The following is a 17,739-nucleotide window of genomic DNA, read 5'->3' as shown; positions in this document are numbered from 1 at the left end:
CGTAGCACCCGCATGCAACCTCTGGGTCGTCCGCGGACTCTTTGGTTGCATGCAGGGGGAGACGTTCTCGGAGCCGGGCGTGTGGGTCGGCGCGTCGTCCGTACGGCGGGAGGACGACGCGGCGGCCGAGTTCAGTGCGTACGTCGCCGAGCGGTACGACGGGCTGTTGCGGATGTCGTACCTGCTGACCCAGGATCGCGGCCTGGCCGAGGATCTGTTGCAGACGACGTTGGCGCGCTGCTGGTTGTCCTGGTCGAAGATCAAGGCCGCGAACCCGCACTACTACGTCCGCCGTTCGCTGGTGAACGCCCACCGCGCCTGGTGGCGGCGCAAGCGCAGCAGGCTGGAGATTCCGACCGACGCTGTCCCGTACGACGTCGCCGACGGCGGGTACGACGTGCTGCACGAGAACGCCGTGCTGCTGGACGCGTTGAGTCGGCTCCCGCGCAGGATGTGCGCGGTGATCGTGCTGCGGTACCTGGAGGACCTGTCGGAGATCGAGACTGCGCGGATCCTCGGCTGCAGCACCGGCACCGTGAAGAGTCAGTCGAGTCGTGCGCTGGCGAAGCTGCGTGACGATCCCGCGCTGAGCAAGGAGACCTGGCGATGAACCCCGACGAGCTGAGGCGGCGTCTGCACCAGGCCGTCGCGCCGGTCAGCGGGCAGGGCGATCCGCTCCCCGCGGTCCAGCAGCGGGTGGGCAGTCTCGCCCGTCGCCGGGCCACCGCGACCACCTGCGCTCTCGTCGTCGCCGTCGCGTCGGCGGCGCTGCTCGCCACCCACCACACCGGGAGCGAGCCGTCGCCGCGCACTCCCGTCGCTACTCGCCTGCAGGATTCCCAGGCCACCGCGATGGTCCCGAAGACCGGCGGCAAGTACCTGATCGAGCAGACCTCGCTGACGATCGACCTGCCGACCACGCCCGTCCTGACCCAGTGGCGGCAGCAGGCGATCGGCGAGGCGCAGCCCCGGGACGCGATCTGGCTGCTGGCCAGCTGCACTCACAGCTCGGCCCAGGTCATCGTGGCGCTGCGCAGCGGAGGCAGTGCGACCGTCATGCAGCACCCGGTGCCCTGCGCGACCAAGACCCAGTTCGCCGTACCAGCTGATTGGTCGGCAGGAGCCCACGCGGAGCTGTCGGTCGGCGTCGGCAGCGCCGGCGAGGTCGTGATCGAAGCGGGTCTCTACCGCGCCGAGACCTGCCGTGCGGGGCAGTGCTCGATCACTTGACATCGGGTACCCGCGAGCGAATACTCGATTTCGAGTAATCGAGTCGAGGAGGGACGATGGCCCGGCGCAAGGTGAGCAACCCGCTGGCGTTCGCCGTGCTCGGCAGCCTCGGCGAGCGGCCGATGCACCCGTACGAGATCTCGACCATGCTCAAGTCCCGCGGCAAGGACGGCAGCATCAAGCTCAACTACGGATCGCTGTACTCCGTGGTGACGGCGCTGGAGAAGGCCGGGTTCATCGAGGCCGTGGAGACCGTGCGCGAAGGCAACCGGCCCGAGCGAACGATCTACGCGATCACCGAGCCAGGCCGGGCCGAGTTCGACGACTGGCTCGCCGAGCTGCTCGGTACGCCGGAGAAGGACTTCAGCCAGCTCGAGGCCGGTCTCGCCTACCTGCCGGCGTTCGCGCCCGACCGGGTCGCCGAGCTGCTCGAGCAGCGGGCCGGCGTCCTGGAGCAGGAGATCGCGCAGCTCGAGGGCATGCACGACCAGATGCGCTCGCGGCAGTTCCCGGAGATCTTCTGGATCGAGTCCGACTTCCGGGTCGCGCTGCTGCGCACCGAGGTCACGTACGCCCGCCGGCTGGCGGAGCGGATCCGCGACGACGACCTGGCGGGGACCGAGTTCTGGCGGCGTACGCATGAACTGGTCGCCGAGCTCGGCGTTCAGCCGGCCGACCTGCTGAGGGATCCGGTCAAGTACTTCGGTGTCGACTTCGCCTGGTTGCGGGAGGTCCCACCGGAAGCCCGCTGAGAAACGGCCCCCGGCATCAGGTGCGGCAACACCTGGACCGAGGGCCGTCAGTTCCCTGAGCCGGTCCCGAAGGACCTGATGACCCAAGGCGCACCATCAGGATAGACGGATCGGCTCCCACACCCCATGAAGGAGCCGTAGCAATGGTCAGTCATGCCCTGACGGCCGTCGACCTGGTCAAGACCTACCCGGGAGCCCGTCGGGCGCCGGGTGTCCGGGCCCTCGACGGTCTCACGTTCAGCGTGCCGGAAGGCGTCGTACTCGGTCTGCTCGGACCGAACGGCGCCGGCAAGTCCACCACCGTCAAGATCCTCACCACGCTGTCCCGGGCCGACTCCGGTACGGCGCTGGTCGCCGGGTACGACGTCAACCGCGAGCAGGACCAGGTCCGGCACGTGATCGGCTACGTCCCGCAGAAGCCGAGCTCGGACCCGATGGCCACCGGCCTGGAGAACCTGGTGCTCAGCGGCCGCATCCACGGCCTCTCGCGCGCCACGGCGACCAGCAGAGCGCAGGAGCTGCTGGAGCGCTTCAGCCTCACCGAGCAGGCCGCCCGCCAGGTCAAGACGTACTCCGGCGGCCAGGAGCGCCGCCTCGACGTCGCGCTCGGGCTGGTGCATCGCCCGAAGGTGCTGTTCCTCGACGAGCCGACCACCGGCCTCGACCCGGAGGCGCGCGCGGACCTGTGGGCCGAGGTCCGGCTGCTGGCCGGCGACGAAGGCCTGACGGTGCTGCTCACCACGCACTACCTGGAGGAGGCCGACCGGCTCGCGGACCAGCTGGCGATCGTCGATCACGGCAAGGTCGTCGCCGAGGGGACGCCGGAGGGCCTGAAGGCGGAGCTCCGCGGCGACACCGTGCAGGTCGAGCTGGTCGAGGCCGACGTGGACGGCTCGGTCCGGGCGCTGCTGGCCGGTCTGCCCGGTATCGGCGAGATCGTTGTCGAGGGCAACGCTCTGCGCGCTCGCGTCGACCGCGGCGCGACCGCCGTACCGGCGGTGCTGGGAGCCCTTGAGGAGAAGGCGATCCCGGTCGGTGCGGTGACGGTCTCGCGGCCGTCGCTCGACGACGTGTACCTGAGCTACACCGGCCGCTCGTTCCAGGCCGCGGAAGAGCAGGTGGCGTGATGAGCACCGTTCTGGCGCACACCGGGTTCATCACCTCCCGCTGGCTGCGCGCGCAGTTCCGCTCGCCGGCCCTGATCGCGTTCACGCTGGTGCAGCCGGCGATCTGGCTGCTGCTGTTCGGGCAGCTGTTCCAGGGCATCGTCCGGCTGCCCGGCTTCGGCGAGACGTCGTACATCGCGTTCCTCACGCCGGGCATCGTGATGATGACCGCGCTGATGTCGAGCGGCTGGAACGGCACCACGTTCATCACCGACATGGAGCGCGGGGTGATGGACCGGATGCTCGCCTCACCGGTCCGCCGCGGCGCGCTGATGGCCGGTCAGCTGCTCAGCAACGCCACCTCCACGGCGATCCAGGCGCTGCTCGTGTTCGGTATCGGCCTCGCGGCCGGCGCCCGGTACGACGGTGGGGTGGTCGGCTTCCTGGTCACCGTCGCGGCCTCGGTGCTGATCGGTACGGCGTTCGGCTCGCTGTCCAACGCGGTCGCGCTGCTCACCCGGCAGCAGGAGGCGCTGATCGGCATCTCGCAGTTCGTCTCGCTGCCGCTGACGTTCCTGTCGTCGATCATGATCGACCCGAAGCTGGCCCCGCACTGGGTCGAGGTCGCGGCCCGGTTCAACCCGGTCGACTGGGCCACGATCGCCGCCCGCGAGGCGCTGTCGGCCAATCCCGACTGGGCCTCGGCGGGCCGGCACGGCCTGTACCTGCTGGCGTTCACGCTGCTCGTCGCGTACCTGTCGACGCGGGCGTTCCGCACGTACCAGCGATCGGTCTGACTCCTACAGGTGCAACCAGCCGACCGCGCGGAATCCGAGCCGTTGCAGAGGAACGGCTCGGAGCGCGGTCAGCATCCGGTACGCCGGCTCCTCGACGTACCGGGTCAGCAGCCAAGCCAGCAGCACGACCAGCGCCGTGGACCCGGTGACCTGGCCGAGGCGGCCGATGCCGAGCTCCATCAGGTGGTGGGCGATCAGGTAGCCCACCTCCTGGTTGAGCAGGTAGAGCCCGAACGAGATCCGCGCCAGGAACTGGATCGGTCGCCGGATCGGTGTGAAGACCTGCCAGTCCGGCCCGCGCGCGGCGAAGGCGACGAGAACCAGAAAGGCCCCGATCCCCAGCGACGAGGGCAGATCCGACGTGTGCACGTACTGCGCGTAGACCGTCGCCACCAGCAGCGCACCGAGCTGCACGACACCCATCCGGCGCTGAGCCCACAACCAGATCGCGACGCCGATCGCGAACAGCTGCAGGCGGTGGAAGCCGAAACCGTTCCACACCTGCTGCACGACCAGCGGGCTGTGCAGGATCCGGTCGTTCCACTGCAGGATCACCGGCGCGACCACCATCACCCACAGCAGCACGGTGATCCGCGACGGCGCTCCGATCCCGCGCGGCCACAGCAGCGCGGCGGCGCCGAACGCCAGCAACTGCAGCGGCAGCGTCCAGTACGAGCCGTCGATCAGCCGCACGGTCGGGTCCAGCGACGCGATCAGCGTCAGGTTGCCCCACAGGTCGCGTGGCGTCGGCAGGATCCAGTTGTCCGGGCCGAACAGCACCAGCAACGTGTACGTCGCCAGTACAGCCGCCAGGTACGGCGGCAGCACGCGGCAGATCCGTTTCCACAACCAGCGCAGCGTCGGGCCCTTGCGGACGGTCACGCAGACGAAGTACGCGCTGATCACCAGCAGGATGCTCGCGCCGACCTGGAACGGGTGCCGCCCGAGCGGCTCACCGAGCTCCGGGTGCAGCACCGGCCCCTCGTAGGCGGCGTGATTGAGAACGACAGCGGCAACGGCGACGACGCGGACGACGTCCCAGCTCAGGCGGCGAGACGTCGCCACCTGGCGCGCGGGCGGTTCCAATTGCGACAACTCACAGACATCTCGACCGACTCCCCCTGGAGTGCTCGTCGATCCTAGGCAGACCGCGACGACCGATCGCAAATTGTGTGCGAAGGGTCACGCCGGGTTTCGTCAGGCGGTCTGGAAGGTACGCCGGTAGTTCTGCGGCGGTACGCCGACCACCCGGCGGAAGTGGTGCCGCAGCAGCGCCGCCGTCCCGAAGCCGGCCTCGGCGGCGATCTGCTCGATGCCCAGCGAGGTCTGCTCCAGCAGCGTCCGGGCGTGCAGGACGCGCTGCGTGGTGACCCACTTCAGCGGCGTCGTCCCGGTCTCGGCGACGAAGCGGCGGGCGAACGTGCGCTCCGACATCTGCGCGCGGCGGGCCAGGTCGGGCACGGTGTGCTCGACGGTCAGGTTGGCGACCATCCAGTCCAGCACCGGCTGCAGGCTGTCGCCCGACGACTCCGGGACCGGCAGCTCGACGTACTGGCGCTGGCCGCCGTCGCGCTGCGGCGGAACGACCATCCGGCGGGCGATCCGGGTCGCGACCGCGCTGCCGAGCTCGCGGCGGACCAGGTGCAGGCAGGCGTCGATACCGGCCGCCGTACCGGCGCTGGTGATGATGTTGCCGTCGTCGACGAACAGGACGTCGGAGTCGAGCTGGGCGCGTGGGTAGCGCTCGCGGAACAGCTCGGCGTAGCGCCAGTGGGTCGCGCAGTTGCGCCCGTCGAGCAGCCCGGCCGCGCCGAGCACGAACGCGCCCGAGCAGACGGTCAGCAGGATCGCGCCGCGGGCCTCGGCCTTGCGCAGGGCGTTCAGGATGCGTTCGTCGTACGCCTCGCGCCAGGTGGTGGCGGGCAGCGCGACCAGGTCTGCGTCCTCGAGCTCGTCCAGCCCGTACGGCGCGATCACGGCCGAGTGGCTGCTGGTTTTCAACGGCTCACCCGGGCGGGTCGAGCAGACCTTGAAGTCGAACGCGGGGACCCCGTCGTCGGTCCGGTCGATCCCGAACACCTCCGAGAGCACCCCGAACTCGAAGACCGCGACGTCCTCCATCAGCACCACGGCGATCTTGCGCAACATACGAGCCAGTATGGCAGAAATTTGATGAAGGGGGTCAGTAGTGCCAATTGTGGCTGGATCTGGACGGTAGAATGATTACTGCCATGACCGGAATCGTAGCTCTCGCAGTCCTCGCACTGGCCATCGTCGCCGCTCTCGAACTCAGCAACCGGCGCCACTCCACCGGCCTCACCGCCGGCCCGAGTGGTACCCGGGACGCCGTCGACCGCGACCTGGCCAGAACCAAGCTCGACCTCCTCGCCCTCGGCGCCCAGGCCAAGCCCTTCACCGCCAAGCCCGCCACCTCTCCCGCCGCGGTCGTCCACATCCGCCGCGCCCGGCTGCACACCAACCACGGTCGCCACGCCGCTTAGAAAACCCGGAGCGGATCCGGTAGTCGCTGTGCCACCCTCGCTGGCATGGACGACTACCGCGTGGTGAACCGGGACAACTGGGACGAGCGGGTCGCGGCGCACGCGGCCTCGCCGGGGTACAAGCTGGCGGAGTTCCAGGCGGATCCGCAGTTCATCTCGGACGTGGTGCGGTTCGACCTGCCGCGGCTGGGGGACATCACCGGGCTGCGCGGGGTGCACCTGCAGTGCCACATCGGGACCGACACGGTCTCACTCGCCCGGCTCGGGGCGCGGATGAGCGGGCTGGACTTCTCCGGCCCGGCGGTCGCGCAGGCGCAGTCGTTCGCCGACGGGCTCGGGCTGGAGGTCGACTTCCACCAGGCCGACGTGTACGACGCGGTCGAGGTGCTCGGCGCGGCGACGTACGACCTGGTCTTCACCGGGATCGGCGCGCTCGGCTGGCTGCCCAGCATCGACCGATGGGCCGCGACGGTCAGTGGCCTGCTGAAGCCGGGTGGCCGGCTGTTCATCCGCGAGGGCCACCCGATGCTCTGGGCGCTCGACGACGCGACCGAGGACCTGGCCGTGAACTACCCGTACTTCGAGACCCAGGAGCCGATGGTCTGGGACGAGGGCGGGACGTACGTCGAGACCGACGCCGAGTTCCAGCACAACGTGACCCACGAGTGGAACCACGGGCTCGGCGAGATCATCAGCGCGCTGATCAAGCACGGGCTGCAGGTGACGGCGTTCGAGGAGCACGACAGCGCGCCCTGGGTGCCGCTGCCGGGCAAGATGACCAAGGATCCCGACTTCGACGAGTGGCGCCTGACCGACCGGCCGGAGCGCCTGCCCTGCACCTACACCCTGCAGGCCGTCAAACGCTGACGGGCGCACCTCGGACCCGGCGAGGGTCTTCCCTGCTCGCCGGGCCGGGCGGAGTCGTCGGGGTCAGCGCGCGGTACGCCGCTGCTGGACCTTCTGGAACATCTCCTTGGCCTTGCGCTGGTTCTCCGGCTTGCTCAGCTCGCGCTGCGCGACCTGCACCAGCTTGGCGACCACGGCGCCCTTGACCAGTGACTTCACGAAACCCATCGGGGGCCTCCTTCTCTACTTCCCTCGAAGGTAGCGGCTCGATCAACCGCGACCCATAGGTGATCCACCGGAGCCGTCCCCGGGTGAACCCGTGGGATCTGTCGGCGCCGTACGGCACACTGGGCAGGTGCCCGAGTTGCCGGAAGTCGAATCGCTGGCGGGGTTCCTGCGGGAACGAGCCGTCGGACGGGCGATCGTGCGTGCCGACATCACCGCGATCAGCGCGCTGAAGACCTACGACCCGCCGATCTCCGCCCTGACCGGGCTGCTGATCGACGACGTCAGCCGGCACGGCAAGTTCCTCGACATCGAGGCCTCCGGCGTGCACCTGGTGATCCATCTGGCCCGGGCCGGCTGGTTGCGCTGGCGCGAGCAGCAGTCGACGGCTCTGGTGCGGCCGGGCAAGGGCCCGATCGCGCTCCGGCTGATCCTGGACGACGAGTCCGGTTTCGACCTGACCGAGGCCGGCACCCAGAAGAAGCTCGCGGTGTACGTCGTCCGCGACCTCACCGAGGTGCCCGGGATCGCCAAGCTCGGCCCCGATCCGTTCACGCTGTCGGCGGAGGGTTTCGCCGAGATCATGCGCGACGCCGGCCGGGTCCAGCTCAAGGGCGTGCTGCGCAACCAGTCGGTGATCGCCGGCATCGGCAACGCCTACTCCGACGAGATCCTGCACGTCGCGAAGATGAGCCCGTTCAAACCGGCGTCGAACCTGACCGACGACGAGCTGCAGGTGCTCTACACCGCGATGCGGGAGACGTTGTGGGACGCGGTCGAGCGCTCGAAGGGCCTGGCCGCGCAGGACCTGAAGTCCGAGAAGCGCAGCGGGATGCGCGTGCACGGCCGCAAGGGCGAGAAGTGCCCGGTCTGCGGCGACATCGTCCGCGAGGTCAGCTTCGCCGACTCCTCCCTGCAGTACTGCGCGACCTGCCAGACAGGCGGCAAGCCGTTGGCCGACCGCCGCCTGTCCAAGCTGCTCAAGTAGTCATCTGGTCGAACATGCTCTTCACGTCCGCCGAGTTGGGCGTGGCCAGCAGGTACGGCGTACCGCTGGTCGTCCGTCGGGACGTCACCGCGAACACGTAGCCGAGGTTCGCGTCGATCCGGTCCTTCATCCACGGCCCGCCGCTCGCGCCGCCGTTCATCGTGCAGTTCAGCGCCGCGTCGGTGCTGCCCCAGGCGAACGTCGTCCCGTCGCAGTAGTACGGCACCTCACCGTTGTACGGCGGCTCGGCCGGCCAGCCCCAGATCCGGGTCCCGGCCTGGTCGCGACCGTTGCCCCAGACCAGCCCGTTGCCGCCGACGGCGTCGATCAGGTTGCGCCCGTTGCGCTGCTGCAGCGTGACGAACGCCTGGTCGTGGCTGAAGTCGCTGTTGCTGATCCACGAGTTGAACGTGCGCGCCTGGCTCCAGTTCCACAGCCCGGCACCGGACTGGCCGTTGTAGTACGACGGCGCGAACACGATGTTGCTGTGCCAGCCCTGACCGGCTCCGCCGTGCACGCAGTGGCCGGCGGTGATGATCAGGTTCTTGTAGCTGTTGTTGATCGTCGACGCGGAGCAGACGTAGTTCAGCCCGTTGTAGCTGAAGAACACCTTGCCCGCCGAGCTCGGCACCGGGTCGTTCGCGACCTTCGACTTCGGCGCCACCGGGTGCGACGCGATGCCGCCGGCCTGGCTCGATTTCCCTTGCGGGGCAGGGGGTTCGAGGCTTCCCGGAAGGTCGGCCGGGATCGCGTTCTTCAGCTTGTCGGCGGTCCAGTAGCCGGTGGCGTCGAGTCCGCCGGCCTTCTGCGGTACGGCCGGAGCCTGTACGGCGGTGGTGGCGGCCGGTGGGGTCGCCGTCGAGGTGGTGGCGGTGGCGATCGCCGTACTGGTGAGCAAGGCGCCGGCTACGAGCAGGCGCAGGACAGGTCGGGTCATGGGCGGTGACTCCTCGTTCGGGGCGGTAACTGTCAGGAGGTGACCGATCACCGACAGTAGAAATCACCGGTACGCCGCTGCGCAACGCCCTGTCCGGTTTCGACCAGAACCGTTCACCAGGGCAACGACGCCGAACGCCGCCCGGCGTCCAGTCGCACCACCAGCGGCTCCGCGTCGGCGCTCGTCCGCCGCAATGTCGTCGGCCGCCCGACGGTCGCGCCCGGTTCGAGATCCTCGAACTCCCAGGCGTCGGCCTTCCCCGCCCACCCGCTCGGCACCGGCAACTCGACCGATCCGCGCACCGCCGTCCGCCCGAAGTTCGTCACCTGGACCTCGAGCCGCCCGCGCCGCGCGTGCACCGACGCCAGCACTGTCCCGACCGGCGCGACCAGCGCGCGGGTCACGACCAGTCCGGCGACCGACAGCCGCACCACCCGCCCGGCCCGGACGGCGAACGGCCCGAGCACGTGCCCGACCGCCTCCGCCGCCGGTACGCCGTACGCGCGTCCGGCGACCCGCACCTGGTAGCGACTGCCCGGCGCGAGGCCCTCGATCAGCCGCATCCCGGCCTCGGCCGGCCCGATCAGCCGGACGCCGACATCGGCCGTGCGGCGCGCGACGAGGTGGAACGTCGGCCGCGACAACGCGCTCGGGGTCAGGTCCCAGACGCCGTCGGCGTTCGCGGTCGTGGTGTCCGGCGGGACGATCCGCAGCTTGCCCTGCAGCGCGACCTTGATGACCGTGAGCGGCTGGCCGCTCTCGTCGTCGCCGGGCAGCCGGACGACCAGGTCGTCGCCGTCGCGCCGCCAGGTGAGCGCCTTGCCGGACTGCTCCTCGACGACGTGCCGCGGCGTGGTCGCGAGGCCGGGCAGCCGGACCTCGTGGTCGGCCGGGCGGCGGGTGATCCGGAGCAGCAGCACGCCGCAGTTCCGCAGGATCGCCTCACCCCACGGTTGCGGGCCGAATTCGCCCGGAATCCCTTCGACCAACGCCAAGCCGTGCCTCCCCGTTCGCTCGTCCGACTGTCCGCCGCCGGACGACGTACTGTCAACGCGCGATCCACCCGCTGGGCAATCGCATTCCGCGCTCCGGATGTGGCGGCCCACCGCAGGACTGCAATGATCGTCCCATGACGCAGAACCCGATGATTCCGGCCGTCGTCGTCTCCGACGTGGACGACGCGATGCTGGCCGAGGCCTTCGTGCTCGACGTACGGGAGCCGGACGAGTGGACCAGCGGCCACATCGAGGGCGCGACCCACATCCCGCTCGGCCAGCTGCAGCAGCGCGTCGGCGAGGTCCCGCTCGGCCAGAAGGTGATCTGCGTCTGCGCGGTCGGCGGCCGCTCCGGCGTCGCCACCCAGTACCTGCTGTCGGAGGGCCGCGAGGCGATCAACCTCGACGGCGGCATGCACGCCTGGGCGTCGTACGGCCGCCCGGTCGCCACCGGCGAATAAAACCTTCCGATCGACGACCGGAGACGTTAGTTTGTCACCGGTCGTCGATCGGCGTACGCCCACGCCGACTCGGACGCCCCATCCCGAGGAGGCACCGTGTCCGCTCCCGTACGACGTACGCTCGCCACCGGTCTGCTCACCGGTGGCCTGCTCCTCAGCACCGCTCTTCCACCAGCCTCAGCCGCACCTGACCAACCAGTCGAAGCCCGGCACGGATCTTCTGCCGCCTCCGACATTCCCGACATCGCCATCGCCCCGCCCGGCGAAGGCATCGTCACCCGCCGCACCGACAGCCCCGTCGCCCCCGGCGTGAACTACACCAGCTTCGACCGCCTCGACGCCCGCGGCTGGCTGCGCGGCGACATCCTCGTCGCCGACCTGGACCGCAAGGGCGTCACCGTCGACTACCTCAACCCCGGCACCGTCTCCGGCCGCGAGGTCCTCAGCCAGCAGGCCCGGCGCAAGCAGGCGATCGCCGGCGTCAACGGCGACTTCTTCGACATCAACGACACCGGCGCACCCCTCGGCATCGGCATCGAGCGCGACGCCGACGGCGGCCCCGGCCGGTTCGTCAACGGCCCCGCGGCCGGCCACAACGACACCGCCGTGATCGGCGCGAACGGCCTCGGCCGGATCGCCCAGGTCTTCCTCGAAGGCTCCGCGACCGACGACGACGCCAGCAAGGTCGACCTGACCAACCTCAACTCCCCGACCGTCAACGCCAACGGCGTCGGCCTCTACACCCCGCAGTGGGGCGACGCCGCCCGTACCCGCACGGTCGACGGCCTCCAGACCGTCCGCGAGGTCATCCTGCGCGACGGCGTCGTCGTCTCGTCGGCCACAACCCCCGCGACGACCCCGCTCGCCGCCAACGAGCAGGCCCTGATCGGCCGCGAGTCCGGCGCCACAGTCCTGCAGGCGTTCGAGCCCGGCGACCACGTGGACGTCACCTACGGCCCGAAAGCAGACGCCGCCGACGCGGCGGTCGCCCTGAGCGGCAACATCCAGCTCGCCCGCGACGGCCAGATCCTCGACGTCGACGACACCGCCCTGCACCCGCGCACCGCGATCGGGTTCTCCGCCGACGGCCGCCGGATGATCCTGCTCACCGTCGACGGCCGGATGGTCGACTCCCGCGGCCTGACCGAGAAGGAGCTCGCTCGCCTGATGCTCGACCTCGGCGCCGACGACGTGCTCAACCTCGACGGCGGCGGCTCCTCCACGATGCTCAAGCGCGCTCCCGGCGAGGCCGCTCCCGAGGTCGTCAACAAACCCTCCGACGGCTCCGAACGCCTCACCCCGAACGGCCTCGGACTCCTTCCAGTGCAGGGATCCGGGCAGCTCAAGGGCTTCCGCATCGAAGCAACCGGTACGACGGAAGAGCCCGCCGACGCCGACCTCACCCGCAGCGCGAAGGTCCTCACCGGCCTGACCCGCGTCCTCACCGCCCGCGGCCACGACGAGACCTACGCACCGGCCCCCGGTACGCCGTACTGGTCGGCCGGCAGCAACGCGCGCGTCACCAGCCAGGGCGTCGTCACCGGCCGCCGCGCCGGCGACGTCGTGATCACCGCCGCGAAGGGCCACGCGAACGGCCGCTTCCCGATGACCGTGCTCGGCGAGCCGGCCCGGCTCACGCCGTCGAGCAAGCAGGTGTCGCTGCCGAACGCCACCAGCAAGGGATTCTTCAGCATCACCGGGTACGACGCCGACGGCTTCTCCACCTGGGTCGAGCCGCGCGACGTGACGCTGAACTACGACCGGACCCTCGTCAATGTCGTTGCCAAGGGCAATGGTTTCGAGGTGAACGCGCTCGGCACCGACGCGGTCTCCACCGTCGTCACCGCGCGCGTCGGCGGTCTGAGCACCCAGCTGAGCGTCACCGCCGGCCTGAGCAGCGAGGTGGTCGACGAGGTCGACGACCTGACCCGCTGGCAGGCGAACGCCGTACCGGCCGGTGCCGCCACCGCGTCGCGCTCGGCGGCCGAGGGTCACGACGGCGGCCAGGCGATCGCGCTCGACTACTCGCTGACCGGTAGCACCGCCACGCGGGCGGCGTACCTGTCGATGACGCCGCAGCAGGTCCTGCCCGGGCAGCCGCAGAAGCTCGGGGCCTGGGTCTACGGCGACGGCAAGGGCGCTTGGCTGCGGGCCAACGCGTACGACGGCGCCGGCGGTTCGGCGCAGACGCTCAACCTCGCGGCGACCGTCGACTGGACCGGCTGGAAGTACGTCGAGGCCGACATCCCGCCGGGGCTGACGATGCCGCTGAAGTTCTGGCGGATCTACGTCGTCGAGACCGTGCCGACCCGCCAGTACGCCGGGCGGATCGTCGTCGACGACCTGACCGTCCGAGGTGCGCCACCGGTCACCGTGCAGCCGCCGGCCAAGGTCGTCGACCCGATGGTCGTTGCCGATGGCAAGCTCGACGGGAAGCGCTGGAAGTTCGCCGTCCTGTCGGACGCGCAGTTCACCGCCGACGATCCCGAGTCGGACTTCGTCAAGCAGGCCCGGCGGACGATCCGGGAGGCGCTCGCGCAGAGCCCGGAGTTTCTGGTGATCAACGGCGACTTCGTCGACCGCGGTTTCGCCAACGACATCGCGCTGGCCAAGCGGATCATCGACGAGGAGGTCGCCGGGAAGGTGCCGGTGCACTACGTGCCGGGCAACCACGAGAGCTACGGCCCGGGTGACCTGTCGGAGTGGACGAAGGTTTTTGGTGCGCCGACCAGCACGTTCGACCACAAGGGCACCCGGTTCGTGCTGCGCGACTCGTCACTCGGGTCGCTGCGGGCCGGTGGGTTCGCGCAGATCCTCGACCTGCGGCGCCAGCTCGATGACGCCGCGCGGAACAAGGCGATCCGGAACGTCGTCGTGATGGCCCACCACCCGATCGACGACCCGTCCCCGACCGCGAACTCCCAGCTCGGCGACCGCAAGGAGGCCGAGTTGCTGGTCCGCTGGCTCGCCGACTTCCGCGCGACGACCGGCAAGGGTGCGGCGTACATGGCTGCGCATGCGGGCACCTTCGCGGCGACCCGCACCGACGGCGTCCTGCTCCCGCTCACCGGCAACTCCGGCAAGAGCCCGGCAGCCGCTCCCGACGCCGGCGGCTTCACCGGCTGGGCGCTGGTCGGCATCGACCCCACCGCCCGCGCAGCTGACGCCGGCGTACGCCACTGGTCGGCCCCGGAACGCAGCTGGTTCCAGCTGGAGCTCCGCCCGCACGTGGACGCCCTGGAGTTGGCAGCCCCCACCACCCTCCGCCGAGGCCAGTCCGCCCCGGCCACAGCCACTGTCGTCCAGGACACCCGCCGAGTCCCGGTGGCTTTCCCAGTCTCAGCCGACTGGACCGGGTCGACCTTCCTCCACGTCGGCCCAGCCCGCACAGCGCCCTTCTGGGCCGCCGCCTCCTACGACCCAACCACCAGCACCCTGACCGCCCTCCGCCTCGGCACGGTAGACCTCACCGTCACCGTCAACGGCACCACGAAGACCCAACACATCCAGATCACCTGGTAAACCTGCTGGGATGCGCCAAGACCGCATCACCATCACCGAGTACGACGCCAACTGGCCGGCCCTGTTCGAAGAGCAGCGCCGGCCAGTCCAGGCGGCGCTGTCGCCGTACCTGACCCACCCCATCGAACACATCGGCAGCACCGCCGTCCCCGGCCTCCCCGCCAAACCGATCATCGACATGGCCGCCGTCATCGCCGACCAGGCCGCCCTCGACCTCACCGCGCTAGCAGCCACCGGCTGGCTCCCCGCCCCCGAACCAGAAGACGCCGCCGCCGACAAACTCTCCTGGTGCTACCCGACCATCGAGCACCGCACCCACCACCTGCACATCGTCAAACAGTCGTCGACCGCCTGGCCCACCTGGCTCGCCTTCCGCGACCACCTCCGCGCGACACCCGAGGACCGCGCCGAGTATGCCCACATCAAACGCACCCTCGCCGCAGTCGACGACCAGAACCGCCCCGCCTACCGCGCCGGCAAGGCGCCCTTCATCACCGGCGTACTCAACCGCCTGAACTCATCAGGCACCGACCGCCCAGCCTGACCCCGTCGCCCTCCGGCCGGACCCGAATCACGGAGCCTTCGCCGTGCACCACGGTCAGCTCCCGCCCGAGCCGTGCTGCCAGCACCATCGACGCCGACCCGCACGCCTCGTCCTCCGGCTTCCCCTCACTGGGCGCGAACATCCGCGCCCGCACCACCCCACCCGCCTCGTCCAGCCACGCCCACACCTGCACCGGCTCATCAGCAGGCGCACCCCTCAACGCCTCCACCTCGACGGGCGACTCAACCCGCCGGTGCCGAGCGCTGGGAGCCCAGCCCGCAGGCGCGAACAACCACTCGACGCCGCCCTCCGACCAGACCTCCACGTCACCCGCAGCGGTGGTGAAGACCGACGGCTGATGCCCGGCAGCCCGCAGCACGGCGGCGGCCCCGAGCAGCGGGTGCCCGGCGAACTGCCGTTCGAGTAGCCGGTTGTGGATCCGTACGGTCCGCAGGTCGTCCGCGACGAACACCGTCGCAGGCTCGGCGGCGCTCGTTGCCAGCCGTTGGCGCTCGGTCGGCGGAGGCAGCTCGTCCACCAGGACGACCGCGACCTCGTTGCCGTGGGCGCCGTCGTCGGTGGTGAAGACCCGGGCGGTTCGCCGCATCAGCCTTCGACGTCGTTGAAGTGCTCCACGTGCGGCGGGTTGGCGAAGTGGGGGCCGATCAGGCCGCGCCAGATGCCGAAGGCGTCGCTGGCGCGGAAGGCTTCGTGGGCTTCGACGGAGTCCCATTCGGCGAGGAGGACGAAGCGGGTCGGGGTTTCGATGCCTCGGGTCATTCGGATGCTCTGGGCGCCGGCGCCTTCCAGCTGTCGGCGAGCCTCGCGGTACGCCGCCTCGAAGTCTGCTTCCTGTCCTGCCACCACGTCGATCAACGCAATCTCGAGAGCCATGTCCTCAGCCTTTCACGAGGCCGTCCAGGCGTCCGGGTGTGGTCGGAGGGTGGACAGCGGATAGCGTTCCGGGTGTGACGGACGTGAGGAAAGCGCGGCGGCTGCAGGCTGGGGACCGGGTGGCTGTGGTGGCGCCGGCCGGGCCGTTGAAGGCGGAGCGGCTGGAGGCTGGGAGCCAGAGGCTGCGGGAGTGGGGTCTCGAGGTCGAGGTGATGCCCTCGGCGCTCGCGCGCGACGAGCGGCTGCCGTACCTGGCGGGCAGCGACGCGCAGCGCGCCGAGGACTTCACGAACGCCTGGCTGGACGAGCGGTTCGCGGCGGTGTTCTGCGGGCGTGGCGGGTACGGCGTCCAGCGGATGCTGCCGCTGCTCGACCTGGATGCGCTCGCCGCGGTGGAGAAGGTGTTCGTCGGGTTCAGCGACATCACCGCGCTGCACGAGGCGCTGAACGCGCGCGGGCTGGTGACCGTGCACGGTCCGATGGCGGCCGGCGTCGAGCAGCTCGCGGCCGGCGGTGACCGGCTCAAGGACCTGCTGTTCGAGCCGGAGAAGGTCGTCGACCTGCTGGCTCCGCGCGGTGCACAAACGGTCGTCGCCGGTACGGCGGAAGGCCGGCTGCTCGGCGGCAACCTGGCGCTGCTCGCATCGAGCCTCGGTTCGCCCACCGAATCAAAGCCGCACGGCATCGTCCTGCTCGAGGACGTCAGCGAGGACGGCTACCGCGTCGACCGCCTCCTCACCCAGCTGCTCCGCGCGGGCTGGTTCGACCACGTCAGCGGGCTCGTCATCGGCGACTTCAGCGAGGCCGACGACGACGGCCTGGTCGCGGACGTCGTGCGCGAGCGGCTGGAGCCGCTGCAGGTCCCGATGGTCACCGGCGCAGCGATCGGTCACGAGGACCTCAACCTCGCCGTACCGCTGGGCCTGCCGGTCCAGCTCGACGCGACCAACGCCGTACTGCGGCCGCTTGAGCCCGCGTTTCAGTAGCGCTCGGCCAGCCACTGCCCGAAGCGCTGGAGCCGTGTGGCCAACGCGGCAGGCTCGATGACGTCCAGGTCGAGGTTCAGGTACGCCAGCCAGCGCGCCGCCCAGTCCAGGTCGTCGGTGCCGAAGACCAGCTCGCACTCGTCATCGACGTCCACCACCGCCGCCACGCTCGGGTCAACCAGCTCGCGCACCAGGTCACCCGACGTGTGCACAGCGACCCGCACCTGATGCCGCCAGCGCCCCTGCGCCAGCGACCGAGCGACCAGCTGGGCCGCATCGTCAGGCGGAGCAGGCGCCGCCACAACGATCCCCAGTGCCTGAACCCGCGAGATCCGGTCAGCGGCGTACACCCGCCACTCGTCCCCATCCCGCGGACAAGCCACCAGGTACCAGAGCCGCCGCAACGTCACCAGCCGGTACGGCTGCACCTCGACAGCATGGTCCTCGGCAGCCCCCAGCCGCCGGTGCCGGAACCGCACCGCCTCACCGGCCCGGCACGCCAGCGCCAGCTGAACCAGTACGTCGCCGGCGGCCCGCCGCGGCGTACGCCCCTGATAAGCCTGTACCTCGGTCAGCGCGGTCAGCCGCGTCTGCCACTGCGACGGCACCACCTGCGTCAGCTTGGCCAGCGCCGTCACCGCCGCTGTCTCCAGCCCCTCGACGCCGACACCGGTCCGCAGGCTCAGCGCCACCGCGGCCACCTCGTCGGCGTCCAGCAGCAACGGCGGCATCGCCCGGCCCTGCGCCAGCCGGTAGCCGCCGTCGCGACCGGCGGCGCCGTCGATCCGGTAGCCCAGCTCGCGCAGCTGCGCGATGTCGCGCCGCGCGGTCCGCTCGGTGACGCCGAGCCGGGCCGCGAGCGTGGGCGCGGAGATCCCCGGGTGCGACTGCAGCAGCGCGAGCGTCTCGAGCCGGCGGCTGGTGGTGCTCATAGCCGAAAACTACCGGGAAACCC

Annotated in this window: 20 protein-coding genes; 12 read left to right on the top strand and 8 right to left on the bottom strand. The window is 70.5% G+C overall.

The window, feature by feature from the left end:
• Positions 1-49: 49 nt before the first annotated feature.
• The 5 genes from ACZ6Z4_RS26735 (at position 50) to ACZ6Z4_RS26715 (ending at position 3,885) form a co-directional block, all read left to right on the top strand.
• A complete protein-coding gene (locus tag ACZ6Z4_RS26735; protein WP_465569685.1) occupies positions 50-610 on the top strand; it encodes a SigE family RNA polymerase sigma factor in 561 nt (186 codons plus the stop codon).
• On the top strand, positions 607-1,230 hold the full coding sequence (locus ACZ6Z4_RS26730; RefSeq protein ID WP_465569683.1) for a hypothetical protein: 624 nt from the start codon (positions 607-609) through the stop codon (positions 1,228-1,230). Before ACZ6Z4_RS26735 ends, ACZ6Z4_RS26730 begins: the two co-directional genes overlap by 4 nt.
• A gap of 56 nt (positions 1,231-1,286) precedes the next feature.
• Entirely contained in the window at positions 1,287-1,982 is a 696-nt protein-coding gene (locus ACZ6Z4_RS26725; RefSeq protein ID WP_465569681.1) for a helix-turn-helix transcriptional regulator, read from the top strand.
• A gap of 143 nt (positions 1,983-2,125) precedes the next feature.
• Positions 2,126-3,109: an ATP-binding cassette domain-containing protein gene (locus tag ACZ6Z4_RS26720; RefSeq protein WP_465569679.1), complete on the top strand. Its 984-nt coding sequence runs from the start codon at positions 2,126-2,128 to the stop codon at positions 3,107-3,109.
• Positions 3,109-3,885, top strand: a complete 777-nt coding sequence (locus ACZ6Z4_RS26715; protein ID WP_465569676.1) for an ABC transporter permease — start codon at positions 3,109-3,111, stop codon at positions 3,883-3,885. Before ACZ6Z4_RS26720 ends, ACZ6Z4_RS26715 begins: the two co-directional genes overlap by 1 nt.
• Positions 3,886-3,888: 3 nt before the next feature.
• On the opposite strand, the gene ACZ6Z4_RS26710 is transcribed toward ACZ6Z4_RS26715, so the two are convergent.
• A complete protein-coding gene (locus tag ACZ6Z4_RS26710) occupies positions 3,889-4,971 on the bottom strand; it encodes an acyltransferase family protein (protein WP_465569674.1) in 1,083 nt (360 codons plus the stop codon).
• 111 nt (positions 4,972-5,082) lie between these two features.
• Positions 5,083-6,033, bottom strand: a complete 951-nt coding sequence (locus ACZ6Z4_RS26705) for a GlxA family transcriptional regulator (RefSeq protein WP_465569672.1) — start codon at positions 6,031-6,033, stop codon at positions 5,083-5,085.
• 83 nt (positions 6,034-6,116) lie between these two features.
• On the opposite strand from ACZ6Z4_RS26705, the gene ACZ6Z4_RS26700 reads away from it, so the two are divergent.
• A complete protein-coding gene (locus tag ACZ6Z4_RS26700; protein WP_465569670.1) occupies positions 6,117-6,386 on the top strand; it encodes a hypothetical protein in 270 nt (89 codons plus the stop codon).
• Positions 6,387-6,431: 45 nt separating this feature from the next.
• Entirely contained in the window at positions 6,432-7,253 is an 822-nt protein-coding gene (locus ACZ6Z4_RS26695) for a class I SAM-dependent methyltransferase (RefSeq protein WP_465569668.1), read from the top strand.
• A gap of 63 nt (positions 7,254-7,316) precedes the next feature.
• Here ACZ6Z4_RS26695 and ACZ6Z4_RS26690 read toward each other — a convergent pair whose 3' ends face one another.
• Positions 7,317-7,460, bottom strand: coding sequence for a hypothetical protein (locus ACZ6Z4_RS26690; RefSeq protein WP_363676712.1), 144 nt, complete (start codon positions 7,458-7,460; stop codon positions 7,317-7,319).
• Positions 7,461-7,587: 127 nt separating this feature from the next.
• Here ACZ6Z4_RS26690 and ACZ6Z4_RS26685 point away from each other — a divergent pair, with 127 nt between their 5' ends.
• Entirely contained in the window at positions 7,588-8,445 is an 858-nt protein-coding gene (locus ACZ6Z4_RS26685) for an Fpg/Nei family DNA glycosylase (protein WP_465569666.1), read from the top strand.
• Here the strand turns inward: ACZ6Z4_RS26685 and ACZ6Z4_RS26680 are convergent.
• Together ACZ6Z4_RS26680 and ACZ6Z4_RS26675 are read right to left on the bottom strand one after the other, a co-directional pair.
• On the bottom strand, positions 8,438-9,382 hold the full coding sequence (locus ACZ6Z4_RS26680; protein WP_465569664.1) for a trypsin-like serine peptidase: 945 nt from the start codon (positions 9,380-9,382) through the stop codon (positions 8,438-8,440). The two genes, ACZ6Z4_RS26685 and ACZ6Z4_RS26680, sit on opposite strands and share 8 nt — an antisense overlap.
• Positions 9,383-9,495: 113 nt before the next feature.
• Positions 9,496-10,377: a hypothetical protein gene (locus ACZ6Z4_RS26675; protein WP_465569662.1), complete on the bottom strand. Its 882-nt coding sequence runs from the start codon at positions 10,375-10,377 to the stop codon at positions 9,496-9,498.
• Between the two features lie 134 nt (positions 10,378-10,511).
• Here ACZ6Z4_RS26675 and ACZ6Z4_RS26670 point away from each other — a divergent pair, with 134 nt between their 5' ends.
• The 3 genes from ACZ6Z4_RS26670 (at position 10,512) to ACZ6Z4_RS26660 (ending at position 14,904) form a co-directional block, all read left to right on the top strand.
• Positions 10,512-10,838, top strand: a complete 327-nt coding sequence (locus ACZ6Z4_RS26670) for a rhodanese-like domain-containing protein (RefSeq protein WP_465569660.1) — start codon at positions 10,512-10,514, stop codon at positions 10,836-10,838.
• A gap of 96 nt (positions 10,839-10,934) precedes the next feature.
• Entirely contained in the window at positions 10,935-14,360 is a 3,426-nt protein-coding gene (locus tag ACZ6Z4_RS26665) for a phosphodiester glycosidase family protein (RefSeq protein ID WP_465569658.1), read from the top strand.
• A gap of 10 nt (positions 14,361-14,370) precedes the next feature.
• Positions 14,371-14,904, top strand: a complete 534-nt coding sequence (locus ACZ6Z4_RS26660) for a GrpB family protein (protein WP_465569656.1) — start codon at positions 14,371-14,373, stop codon at positions 14,902-14,904.
• Here ACZ6Z4_RS26660 and ACZ6Z4_RS26655 read toward each other — a convergent pair.
• Together ACZ6Z4_RS26655 and ACZ6Z4_RS26650 are read right to left on the bottom strand one after the other, a co-directional pair.
• The gene (locus ACZ6Z4_RS26655; protein ID WP_465569654.1) at positions 14,864-15,511 is read right to left on the bottom strand and encodes a PhzF family phenazine biosynthesis protein; all 648 of its coding nucleotides are present in this window, start codon (positions 15,509-15,511) and stop codon (positions 14,864-14,866) included. The genes ACZ6Z4_RS26660 and ACZ6Z4_RS26655 overlap by 41 nt on opposite strands.
• Positions 15,511-15,798, bottom strand: coding sequence for an antibiotic biosynthesis monooxygenase family protein (locus ACZ6Z4_RS26650; protein WP_465569652.1), 288 nt, complete (start codon positions 15,796-15,798; stop codon positions 15,511-15,513). Before ACZ6Z4_RS26650 ends, ACZ6Z4_RS26655 begins: the two co-directional genes overlap by 1 nt.
• Before the next feature lie 74 nt (positions 15,799-15,872).
• Here ACZ6Z4_RS26650 and ACZ6Z4_RS26645 point away from each other — a divergent pair, with 74 nt between their 5' ends.
• Positions 15,873-16,784, top strand: coding sequence for a S66 peptidase family protein (locus tag ACZ6Z4_RS26645; protein WP_465569649.1), 912 nt, complete (start codon positions 15,873-15,875; stop codon positions 16,782-16,784).
• On the opposite strand, the gene ACZ6Z4_RS26640 is transcribed toward ACZ6Z4_RS26645, so the two are convergent.
• Positions 16,778-17,716, bottom strand: a complete 939-nt coding sequence (locus ACZ6Z4_RS26640) for a helix-turn-helix transcriptional regulator (protein ID WP_465569647.1) — start codon at positions 17,714-17,716, stop codon at positions 16,778-16,780. The two genes, ACZ6Z4_RS26645 and ACZ6Z4_RS26640, sit on opposite strands and share 7 nt — an antisense overlap.
• Positions 17,717-17,739 lie beyond the last annotated feature (23 nt).

The sequence above is a fragment of the Kribbella sp. NPDC104740 genome, from assembly GCF_055583505.1.
Note: the sequence above shows the minus strand (reverse complement) of the source record. Positions and strands in the feature narration are given on the sequence as shown.

Coding starts and splice junctions, on each gene's coding strand:
- ACZ6Z4_RS26735 (WP_465569685.1), top strand. CDS start 50: ATGCAGGGGGAGACGTTCTCGGAGCCGGGCGTGTGGGTCGGCGCGTCG.
- ACZ6Z4_RS26730 (WP_465569683.1), top strand. CDS start 607: ATGAACCCCGACGAGCTGAGGCGGCGTCTGCACCAGGCCGTCGCGCCG.
- ACZ6Z4_RS26725 (WP_465569681.1), top strand. CDS start 1,287: ATGGCCCGGCGCAAGGTGAGCAACCCGCTGGCGTTCGCCGTGCTCGGC.
- ACZ6Z4_RS26720 (WP_465569679.1), top strand. CDS start 2,126: ATGGTCAGTCATGCCCTGACGGCCGTCGACCTGGTCAAGACCTACCCG.
- ACZ6Z4_RS26715 (WP_465569676.1), top strand. CDS start 3,109: ATGAGCACCGTTCTGGCGCACACCGGGTTCATCACCTCCCGCTGGCTG.
- ACZ6Z4_RS26705 (WP_465569672.1), bottom strand. CDS start 6,033: ATGTTGCGCAAGATCGCCGTGGTGCTGATGGAGGACGTCGCGGTCTTC.
- ACZ6Z4_RS26700 (WP_465569670.1), top strand. CDS start 6,117: ATGACCGGAATCGTAGCTCTCGCAGTCCTCGCACTGGCCATCGTCGCC.
- ACZ6Z4_RS26695 (WP_465569668.1), top strand. CDS start 6,432: ATGGACGACTACCGCGTGGTGAACCGGGACAACTGGGACGAGCGGGTC.
- ACZ6Z4_RS26690 (WP_363676712.1), bottom strand. CDS start 7,460: ATGGGTTTCGTGAAGTCACTGGTCAAGGGCGCCGTGGTCGCCAAGCTG.
- ACZ6Z4_RS26680 (WP_465569664.1), bottom strand. CDS start 9,382: ATGACCCGACCTGTCCTGCGCCTGCTCGTAGCCGGCGCCTTGCTCACC.
- ACZ6Z4_RS26670 (WP_465569660.1), top strand. CDS start 10,512: ATGACGCAGAACCCGATGATTCCGGCCGTCGTCGTCTCCGACGTGGAC.
- ACZ6Z4_RS26660 (WP_465569656.1), top strand. CDS start 14,371: ATGCGCCAAGACCGCATCACCATCACCGAGTACGACGCCAACTGGCCG.
- ACZ6Z4_RS26655 (WP_465569654.1), bottom strand. CDS start 15,511: ATGCGGCGAACCGCCCGGGTCTTCACCACCGACGACGGCGCCCACGGC.
- ACZ6Z4_RS26650 (WP_465569652.1), bottom strand. CDS start 15,798: ATGGCTCTCGAGATTGCGTTGATCGACGTGGTGGCAGGACAGGAAGCA.
- ACZ6Z4_RS26640 (WP_465569647.1), bottom strand. CDS start 17,716: ATGAGCACCACCAGCCGCCGGCTCGAGACGCTCGCGCTGCTGCAGTCG.